Annotated in this window: 11 protein-coding genes; 5 read left to right on the forward strand and 6 right to left on the reverse strand. The window is 52.1% G+C overall.

Going from position 1 to position 10,023, the window contains the following annotated elements; genetic code table 11:
- Positions 1–105: 105 nt before the first annotated feature.
- Positions 106–294 carry a DUF2514 family protein gene (locus tag HP547_RS29395; RefSeq protein ID WP_372242837.1) on the reverse strand — a complete coding sequence of 63 codons (189 nt, stop codon included), beginning with the start codon at positions 292–294 and terminating at the stop codon, positions 106–108.
- Between the two features lie 300 nt (positions 295–594).
- Here HP547_RS29395 and HP547_RS00130 point away from each other — a divergent pair, with 300 nt between their 5' ends.
- The 5 genes from HP547_RS00130 to HP547_RS00150 are packed head-to-tail and all read left to right on the forward strand — an operon-like array spanning position 595 to position 5,319.
- A complete protein-coding gene (locus HP547_RS00130; protein ID WP_172285178.1) occupies positions 595–2,292 on the forward strand; it encodes a hypothetical protein in 1,698 nt (565 codons plus the stop codon).
- On the forward strand, positions 2,289–2,666 hold the full coding sequence (locus HP547_RS00135) for a capsular biosynthesis protein (RefSeq protein WP_172285179.1): 378 nt from the start codon (positions 2,289–2,291) through the stop codon (positions 2,664–2,666). Before HP547_RS00130 ends, HP547_RS00135 begins: the two co-directional genes overlap by 4 nt.
- Positions 2,663–4,222 carry a hypothetical protein gene (locus tag HP547_RS00140; RefSeq protein WP_172285180.1) on the forward strand — a complete coding sequence of 520 codons (1,560 nt, stop codon included), beginning with the start codon at positions 2,663–2,665 and terminating at the stop codon, positions 4,220–4,222. The genes HP547_RS00135 and HP547_RS00140 overlap by 4 nt, the downstream gene beginning before the upstream one ends.
- On the forward strand, positions 4,223–4,945 hold the full coding sequence (locus HP547_RS00145; protein WP_172285181.1) for a glycosyltransferase family 2 protein: 723 nt from the start codon (positions 4,223–4,225) through the stop codon (positions 4,943–4,945).
- A 47-nt stretch (positions 4,946–4,992) separates the two neighbouring features.
- Entirely contained in the window at positions 4,993–5,319 is a 327-nt protein-coding gene (locus tag HP547_RS00150) for a hypothetical protein (protein ID WP_172285182.1), read from the forward strand.
- Between the two features lie 251 nt (positions 5,320–5,570).
- On the opposite strand, the gene HP547_RS00155 is transcribed toward HP547_RS00150, so the two are convergent.
- From HP547_RS00155 to HP547_RS00175, 5 genes are all read right to left on the reverse strand, one after another.
- Positions 5,571–6,152: a lysis system i-spanin subunit Rz gene (locus tag HP547_RS00155; protein ID WP_172285239.1), complete on the reverse strand. Its 582-nt coding sequence runs from the start codon at positions 6,150–6,152 to the stop codon at positions 5,571–5,573.
- A 5-nt stretch (positions 6,153–6,157) separates the two neighbouring features.
- Positions 6,158–6,604: a structural protein P5 gene (locus tag HP547_RS00160; RefSeq protein WP_172285183.1), complete on the reverse strand. Its 447-nt coding sequence runs from the start codon at positions 6,602–6,604 to the stop codon at positions 6,158–6,160.
- Positions 6,605–6,700: 96 nt separating this feature from the next.
- A complete protein-coding gene (locus HP547_RS00165) occupies positions 6,701–7,528 on the reverse strand; it encodes a hypothetical protein (RefSeq protein WP_172285184.1) in 828 nt (275 codons plus the stop codon).
- 29 nt (positions 7,529–7,557) lie between these two features.
- A complete protein-coding gene (locus HP547_RS00170; RefSeq protein ID WP_172285185.1) occupies positions 7,558–9,495 on the reverse strand; it encodes a hypothetical protein in 1,938 nt (645 codons plus the stop codon).
- Between the two features lie 43 nt (positions 9,496–9,538).
- Positions 9,539–10,021: a hypothetical protein gene (locus HP547_RS00175; protein ID WP_172285186.1), complete on the reverse strand. Its 483-nt coding sequence runs from the start codon at positions 10,019–10,021 to the stop codon at positions 9,539–9,541.
- Between the last annotated feature and the right edge of the window lie 2 nt (positions 10,022–10,023).

Consider the following 10,023-nt stretch of genomic DNA (forward strand, 5'->3'; position numbering starts at 1 on the left):
TCTACCACAGCTCGTCGCGACCAATCAGCCGGGATGATTCAAGGCATCACGTTCTCGCTCGCACTGCTGGCCGGCGATCCTGGCTCGGTCATAAGCCTGCGCCAGCTATCGATTCGATTCGACAGACCGGCTGAGCAGGTCGGATAGCACCATGGCGGCGCGGGTGGCTGTCTCGCCCTTGGCAACAGCAGCGGTACACGTGACGTGACAGCTGACGTCGCCAGCGAGCTGGGTGGCGTCACTGCGCAGCCGTTGGCCAGCAGCGTGAGCACCAGCACCAGCAAACGATCTCACGACCTTTTACCCTACTTTCTTGCTGCGCATCTGCGATCCGATGTTGCTCCTAGCGCAAACCGCTCGCCAATCATTTCTGCCAAGCGATAGCTGCAATCCCGCGGCCCTGATACTTTGCCTGCTCATACAAGCGCACCCACCGCCCGTACTCCTTATGGCCACAACCTTGCTAGACGTGGTACTATCGCGAAATTTTAAGATTTAACTCAAAAAAGAAAATAATTAACCAACTACATTAGTGAAACCAACTGGACACCACCTCAGCCATATGGCTGTTGAATTGGAATAACGGAATAACCAATGGACGCGGCAAGATTTGATTCGACAGTACAAAGCTTTACTAAAAACTGGGAATTCGAGCTACTAATTAGACACTATGAGCAGCACGCAGAGAACACAGAAAAACATTTGGAATTCTGCGTACTCCTTGCTGACCTAGGACTCCTTGAAAACCTTCATCTTTTCATTTGCAAGGTCGGCCTTTACAGCCTAAAAAAGCTAGCCAGCGACCCAAACTCCAAGTACGCAAAAAGTGGCAACGCGAAGATTCTTCTAGAAATTTACGAGTCGGAAATCCTGCCCACTTTCGAACATCAACCTGGAAGAGCAACAGGCATTGACCACGAGTTATTGTGCCTTTCCCGATACAAAGACACAACCGTTCTCGAAAACTACATACTATCTAAAAAAGACGATATTTTTCAGATCGATCAAAACCCAAAGACATTGATGTATTTGACCTATGCTTTAAACCAACTATGGTCAAAAACCAAAGAAAGCCATACCAGCAAAATCACGCTCAGCAATTTCTCGAACTTTAAAAACCTGTCTGCAATCCGCAGAGCTTACATCACTAAAAATGTGTGCTTGCGCATAATTACATGTGAAGAAAGCATTGCCTTCCCACAACTTGGGCATAACGACCTTCAGAAATTGCTAGGCATTATTGCAGCTCAGAAATCTAGATACCGTGGTGCAGAGCGAGCATATGATTTAGTTTCCGACATCGTCCGCAAACAGCTCGCAAAACCAACTACATCTAAAAATCTTGGCTGGAATATCAAGCCGAGGGTTGCGGTTTGTATGTCCGGCATATACCGATGTGGAAACTTAGCAGTCGAGAGCATATTCGAAAACATCATCAAGCCTTTAGAGGCAGATGTATTTTTTCATTCATGGACAGAGATGCAAGATTGGCCAGGACTGGGCGGCGCGGGTGATGAGTGGGTGATAAGAACCTTCAACAAAGAAATTCTTTCGAAGTGCCCGCCAACCATCCGCTCAAAAAAACAATTCAAGTCTAAGTTCCCCAAATCATTCGAAAAACTCGACACTGCTTCACTCTCAGAATTCAAAGTAGAAAAGCTTCCACCTGAAATAAAATTTACAAAAGTTCTTTTAGACAACGATGCAACTGTTTTTTCTGAGAATGGAATAGACATCAACAATTTCCTTTCTTTAGACTCCCCCAACCAAGCCAAGATGATATACGGCATCTACAAAGCACATGAGTTGGCCGTAGAGCATGAAAAGCAAAATGGCTTCCGCTATGATTACATTATCAGATGCCGCCCAGATGTATTCCTGAAAAATAAACTTACATTTGACCTTTTAGAAGATCTCAAATCTCACGATGTAGCGATGGAGTTCTCAAAAGAATGGGGGCCTCAAGATCAATTCTGGTATGCCCAAAGAGCACCAGCACTTACTATGGCATCACTTTGGTCTGCATCCTTAGACAGTAATAGCTTATCCCCTTTCCCTCTAATACCGTCTATGCGTGCTCACAACCTCATATTGGGCTGGATGACAGATAATCATCTTCAACCTGTCAACACTCCTATAAAACGAGACATGAATCTAGTAAACAGTCAGGCCACACCACCTGACTTCTCAGCAGCTTTGATTGAAGACTTTACGAACGAAGCTAAAGATCTTAGCCAGAGCCAAGCAACACTTGACTTTTTCGCAGCCTTAAAGGGATTCAACAAGAAATGAAGCGCCTAATTATGGATTTGGATGATACAATTTGCTCAACCATAAATGGCGACTACAAGAATAGCACGCCGGACCTAAGTGTAATTCAAAAGCTTCATGAATATCGCGAGATGGGCTTTACAATTGCCATTAGCACCAGTCGTAACATGCGCACATATAATGGTGACATCGGAAAAATCAATGCGAACACTTTGCCCATAATCGTAGAGTGGCTCAACACACACCATGTTCCATATGATGAAATCATTGTGGCTAAACCATGGTGCGGAATGGAAGGCTTTTACGTAGACGATAAAGCAATCCGCCCCTCCGAATTCAAGAAAAAAAGCTATGAAGAAATTCAAGAGCTTTTGAGTTTGGAGAAATCTGCATGATCTTAATCACTTCAGCGGCATATGTTGATGCCGAATTTCAGGCAGAGTTTGGCAAGTTACCTCCCGCCTTTCTTCCAGTGGGAAACAAGCGCCTATTTACACTCCAAGCCACAGCAATAAAAAAAGCATACCCGAGTGAGAGAATCTGGCTTTCCATTCCCGAAAGCCATGCTGTATCAGTGCAAGATTTTCGAACTTTAGACAGCCTTGAAGTCAGCGTACTAAAGGTTCCTGACGGGCTAAGTCTTGCCGACTCAATCCTTTTCTCTTTGAATGTCATCGGGGCAAATAACACCACCGTCCGAATTTTACACGGCGACACCTACCTCCCCCAGATACCTGTTGGAGACAACCTCCTGGCGCTTGCCTCTACGCAGGATTACTACAACTGGGAAGTTGAAAAATCCAACCCCAGCGACGAACTTGTTTGGTGCGGTTACTTTGCTTTCTCCAACCCACAAAACCTAATAAAGAATTTAACAATTTGTCGCGGAGAATTTGTAGGTGCTGTTCGGGAATACTCCGCGAGCTATCCCACCGAAAAGATTTTGTTAGACAATTGGTTTGACCTAGGGCACATCAACACTTTCTACAAGACAAGAGCAAAAATTACAACTCAACGCTCATTTAATGAACTAAAAATCACAGATACCCATGTATACAAAAGCGGAACACCCCATCACAAAATTGTAGCAGAAGGCACTTGGTTCAAATCGCTGCCAGTTAGCCTCAAAGGCTTTGTACCTCAGCTTATGGACCAAGGAATTAAGGATGGGAAACCTTTCTACGTTATTGAGTTTTTGTATCTTGCGCCCCTAAACGAACTTTTTGTAAACGGCAATAACCCGAAATTCTTTTGGAAAAAAATATTCCGCCACATTAAAAGTTGGCTCCAGGCCTGCACCGAAAACTTCCCCGCAGAGCAATTGAGCCACGTACAAGCAGGCCGCCAAGACTTGATAGCTCGAAAGTCCGCGAAGCGTCTTGCGTCTTTCTGCGATACCAAAAATTACAACATGCATAAAAACGTCATTTTAAATGGTAAAACAATGCCATCTATAAACGACGTAATGGAGCATTGCATTAGCTTGGCCCTAGCCAAACCAACTCTACCTGGCATACTGCATGGCGATCTGTGCTTTAGCAATATGCTTTATGATTCACGCGCAGATATGCTAAAGCTTATTGACCCCAGAGCTATTGACTTCAACGAACAGTTCACGCTCTATGGGGACGTTGCCTACGACATCGCGAAAGCTAATCATTCGATCATCGGGTTGTATGATTTCATAATTGCCGGCGCCTTTAGCGCCCAGCAGATCGGGGACCTCAACTTCGTATTTGAAATATTCAAAGACGACAGGATTGATAGACTTCAAAGCGATTATCTCGACGAACAACTTCTCCCGAATACGTACGCCGCAGACTACATGCCGCTAACCATTCTTTTATTCCTATCTATGCTGCCACTACATGCTGACAATGAGCATAGGCAGCTTGCACTTTTCGCAAATGCTTTCCGGCTGTATGACCAATTCCTAATCGAGGCTAATTAAATGTTCATTATTCCGATGGTTGGCAAGAGCAGCCGTTTTTTTAACGAAGGTTACGATCAGCCAAAATACAAGCTGAACATTAAGGGTAAGTCTGTATTTGAAAGGTCGGTCCGTTCCTTTGAACGATACTTTGAGACTGACAAGTTTTTATTCCTCGTCAGATCAGACTTCAATGCGGCAGAGTATGTTGAAAGCAGCATTAAAGAAATGGGCATACTCGAGTACTCCATTATAGAGTTCACTGAGGAAACTCAGGGCCAAGCCGATACAGTTTATCAAGGACTCTCGAAAGCTGGCAGTTTCTTCACCCCCGATGAACCGCTGTACATTTTTAATATTGATACTTTCAGGCCAGGATTTAAAAAATCCGAGAGAAGCATTGACGATGGCTACCTTGAGGTTTTTAAAGGCGAGGGATCCCACTGGTCTTTCGCACTTCCAGGACCTAGCAACACCGTCATCAAGACCACTGAGAAAGAACGAATCTCCGAACTTTGCAGCAACGGACTTTACTACTTTAACTCGGCCGCCATTTACAATTCCGCATTCGAGCACAGCGTCAAAAATGACTTAAAAGCCAAAGGTGAGTTCTATATTGCGCCGCTTTATAACCACCTGATCAGCAACAATTTAAAAGTCAGCTACGAACTCATTCCGTCCTCTGAAATAATTTTCTGCGGAACACCTGACGAATACAAAGCGATCATTAACGCAACAATTTGAACGTAGCTGACAGTCCCCGAAAAATCCTTATTGAGCAAAATTTCCACATGAACAACCACCTTAGTGCCTCTGAAATTACGCTAGATGACCTCTACTACGACGACTACCACTCCACTAATGAAAGCATCCAAACAAACACGCGCCGCTTTGATCACATGAACGGCGTGGAAGCCCTTGAAATGATCAATGAGATCATCGCGATTCATGACCATCTTACCCGCGATGATCGCTATCTCATTGAATGGATGATTAGAGAGAAGCTTCCTTCGAGCATTACTGGATATAACACAGTCCGCGCCTGGATTAGCGATGAGCATAAAGATCTAGCAGAATTGCTTCCACTCCACTTAAAAAAACATCTTGCCCTGCAATAACCACCAGCTTTAGCCAAGGCCCAAAATCTGCTTCACCATCTTCCTAGATTTTATATATGATGAAGCATGGGCCTGGCGGCGTCTTCCACCCTCCAAGAAGTGACGGGATAGAGCATATACAAGCCGTATGGATAAGAAGGCTTCAGCCTCGCCGAACTTTGTGCACAAAGCAGTGACTACAGCTGAACTGGCTGGGCATGTGGATTGAGCGGGCCGGGCTGGATATTGGTGCATCAGCCCGGCGCACCTTTTCATCTCGTGACTTCTCGGACATAGGCTTGACAAGCCTTCAGTGCGATCAGCCCCCGGTCGCCGTAGTTGGTGATGGCGACAATTCGTTGTGCATGCGCTGTGTCAAGTTTGGCGCGTACGACTCCATGAACCATGCTTCCGGTACTGGCGGTTTCTCGCACCCCGCCGACACAACCAGGGGCGGCAAAGGCTCCGGTGTCGACAAGGACTGACAGCCGCAAGTCAGCAGTAGCCAGCCTGTCACGCAGGCGATCTTGAGTTTGTTTAGCATCACTCATTTCCTTCCAATGTGCTCTGTCCTGCTCCTGCAGGCGCTGCTCCAGGGCATATCGCTGGCTTTTCTGTCCTGCGAGCTGCTCGAGGGCGGCTGCCGCAGCCATCTCACGCTCAAGGCCATGAGCTCGATCCTTATCCGCCAACTGCCGGACATAGTTTGAAGCCTGATCGGATAGGCGCTGGCCGTAGTCATTGGACTGCCAGACCCAGGCACCACGCCACCCAACCCAAAGGCCAACTGCCAGCGCCAGTGCCAGTGCCAGTGCCAGCAGGCCGAGTCGCTCATTGAACGGCGCAGCTGCCATCACATTCATTCCAAGGCCCTCCGGATCCCCTCGTTGAATACCGCGTCGGGGTAGCGATAGTTTGCGCACTCATGGGCGATGATCGCGCCGACCGCTACACGCAAAGTGCGCACATCCTTGATGTTGATGACATCGTTTGCCCTGACGCCCAGTTTGGCGGTCACGGCTGCGATATAGGCTTCGGTGTTATTCTCGTTACCCGGCGCCCAGCGACTGACGGTTTCGCGCACCGTGTCGATCCCGAGACCTCCTACTCCCGGCATGCCGTCCTTGCCTCGGTAGTTGATGAGCAATTTACCCAAGGCTCGTATGCCGTTTTCGGCCGAGTCGAAACGGGCAAATCGCGGCTTGGCCACGCCCACCTCCAGGCCGAGCTGACCCTGCCAAGCATTGCGGGGGTTGAAATCGATGTTGCCCGGGTTGTTGTTGCGGACGCCGCGCGGTGTAGACATGTTTACTCCAGACACAAAAAAGCCCGCACTGGGCGGGCTGCATGAATTTCAGGCACAAAAAAACCGCTCAAGGCGGCTGTTTGGTGAAGTCCAGGATTAGGCGATGCCGTAATAAGTCTTCATCTCCGCCACCAGCTCCCTGAGCTGAGCGGCACCGAGCTCAGTCGAGAGCAGCGACTCGCTGAAGGTGTACAGGTCACCAATCTTTGAGTTTCTCAGCGCGTTCACGCTGTTGTGATAGCCAAGCTCCAAATAGGCATCAGCCGAAGGCGTTGGCGTGGCAACCGTCTCGGTGCGCTGCGTGAAGCTGTCCGCATCATTGATGGACAGGGAAATCACGCGAGTATCATTGTTGTAGTCCGCCACGAAGATACCCCACTCCGTCAGCGGGATTGCCTCATACACTGAGGTGAATTCGCCAGACCCCGTTGCCAGGCTGTTACGGGCTTCAACCGTCGCGTACTGCTGCCCATATGCGCGGAACAACCGCCGGGTAGGGGCTCCCGCGTCGAAGCCGACCACAAAGTTGGTCAGGTAGTTGCCAGCCCGATCAGCAGCATCCCACGCAAATGCCCCAACTGCTGTGTAGGACTGGGTCAGGCTGCCTGGCGGGAGCGCAATAGACGCCGCCGCCCCTTGGCCACCAGACGCCGCAGGCCCCGAGTAGAGAGCCGCCTTTCCGCCCAAGGTCAGAATCTGCCAGCGGGCGACATCCACCCCCATTGGGACCAGCAGCTTGCCTGTGAGCCGGCAACGGCCTGTTACGCCGCCGCCACTGAGGGCGGTCATGCTCCGCGCGCTGACAACGTGCTTGAGCGAAGCAACTTTGGCGGCTACCGCGTCGGGCGCGGTCATGATGATTCGTGGCGCGCCGGCAGCTGCAGCTGCAGTAACGCCCGGTAGGCGGATGAGTTGACCAGCCATTGAAATGTTCCTTCAGTCGGTAATCGGTGTTAAGCGGCTTGAACCGCGATGCGCTGGTGACAGGCCCAGTTGTAAACTGGCCGGCCCTGGCCGTCTCGGTCTGGGCTGTTATCGCGCAGGCATGCACGCGCGCCGGTCGTTGGTCCAAGCGGTTGGCCGGCGATTCCAGCGTCGGCAATGCCGATGTAAGGGTTTGCGCCGGTTGGAACCGCGCTAAGAGTGACCTCCAGCAAGTTTTCTCCCAGCAGGCGAACCTTGGAAACGCTCGCGCTCGACGCGTCGTCCACGTAGCGAATGCCCCAGTTGCCTGGGTCACTGACGTTTCCGGTGTCGACGGTGAGCGGCCCGGATGGGGTATGGAAACGCACGACAACCACAGCATCGGTCCGGATTGCCGAGATGGCATGTGTAGGCAACCAGCGGCCACCTCGGATCAACGCCTCCGCGGCGCGCATGTGCATACAGCCAATGCGGGTGTAGCTGTCGCCAGTTAGGTGCGTGCCATCCGTATTGCTCGGCACCCAGTATTTAGGACCTGCGCAAGCAAAGCGGTCCGGGTAGTCGAGAGCCGCCTGGAGCTGAGCCAGCGGGACGAAGCTGCTGACAAGCCCGTAGTTGGTGAAGTTGCTGATTTGGTCCAGCAGCATCGGCACCGGTTCGCTCTGTCCTGACGCGGCTCGGATATCGGTGTCCAGATCGGACTGCAACTGGAGAAGAGCCGCCAGGTAGGTGGCCTGGGCCATATTCCGGTCTGCCTCACCCTGAATCCAGTCAACGAACGGAACCCGGTAGGTAAGCCCCAGTCGCGCTGCTTCGGCCTTTGACGAAGCCACCGCCGTCAGCAGGTTGCTGTAGTAGAGCGACCCTTTGCTCAGTTGGGCGATAGTTCTCCCGTTCCTTCCGTGGGCACTGGTCAGCAGCCCGGCGTTCGCAGGCACCCCGCGCAGTCGATTAAGCTGTCCAGACATCTGAACAACCGGAACCTCACGCACGACGCTTACCAAAGGCTTGAACGGGACCACCATCGCGTCGGTGAGGGTAGTTTCCTGGTCTGCCAGCATGACCCCGCTCTGGATTGTCAGAAGACGGTTGGCAGTTGGCGGCTGGGTAGTCTGGACCACACTGGTGTCGCCCATGGATAGCGACTGGCCATAACCCAGGATATGAAGCAGCACCTGCACAAACGTGGCAACAGACCCGGCCACCGGAACGTCCACGGTAACAGAAGCCACACTGGTGCCTCGCCGGATGTAGGACAGCCGGCCGCTCGACACCTGCGGCGAGAAGTTGTCGCCACTGGACGTGACCTGGTACGGCACGCCATCCACCAGCACCCAGATATCCTGGCCACCCACCGGACCATCAGCGTAGGCAGCCACGGCGCCCGTGCTCTGGCCGAAGGTAACCACCTCCCCGCTCCACTTGATGCCGAGCAACACCACGCCTTGGGAATCGACCACCGCCCAGGCATAGTCGCCCAGCAGATCGAGGCCAGGCAGCGTGTCGAGAATGGCGTGCACAGCACCGTTCGCTTTAACGCCAAGAATCGCTCGGAAAAACTCATCAACGATAGCCCAAGGCATTGCGTCATCGAGCGAGCGCGGCGGGGTCTGGCTGAGCGCTGTGCGGGCCATGGCATCAGCATTCTGCGTGGCCAGCGCACTCGGGTATGTAGCGATCCAGTCAGCCGTCCCGCTTTCGTTGCGGTAGAGGTTGAGGTACTCCTGCGTACTGGCAGAGATGACGCTGAAATATCCGCCAGGCTGCGTGCCAGCTAGGCCCAAGGCGGTACTGGTGTAGATGAGCGCACCGCTCATCTGGGTGGCCAGGTCGGCCAGCACCTTGGCGTTCGTAGGGCGCTGCTGCCCTCCCCCCACGTCGACCATTTTGATTTGATCGGACAGCATCAGCTCGTTGGCCTTGTCGATCGTTTCCGTCAAGCGCGCGAGGTCTTCGGCTCCGCTCATGTTTACTCCAGGCAAAAAAAAGCCCACCGAAGTGGGCAGGAACTCAAATGGCCGGCGCGCCGGGCCAAGATCGGGTGTACCAGCGCTGCAGCAGGTTGCGCAGCGCGGCGTTCATCACCGGCAAGGACATGCCGGCGAGCAGTTCGGTGAACTCGGCTTCGTCGATGATTGGCAGTTCGAACAGTTCAAGCGTGGCCGTATAGCGCCACAGGTCATCGCTCACAAACTCAGGCCCGGTGTAGATGTCGGTGAACCTGGCCCGGTGCGGCTTCAGTCCAAGCGGCGTTCGAAGCGGGCAGAGAAACCAGTCGGCCCACCCGATCCCCCACTTGCACCACCCTTCGAACAGCTTGGCCTCCGCCGTCGAGAGCAACCAGCTGACGGGCAGCAGCGTAGGAACGCTGCCGAACCGACGCCGCTGCATAGCCCGACCACTCGACATCGTCGTCCTGACTATCGGGCTTACGGGCTTGAAGCCGTATCCATCCCCCACTGGCAGCGGGAGATCATCCGGAAAAGTCAGCATCC

This window comes from Pseudomonas sp. CM27 (assembly GCF_013179515.1).
Lineage (GTDB): Bacteria > Pseudomonadota > Gammaproteobacteria > Pseudomonadales > Pseudomonadaceae > Aquipseudomonas.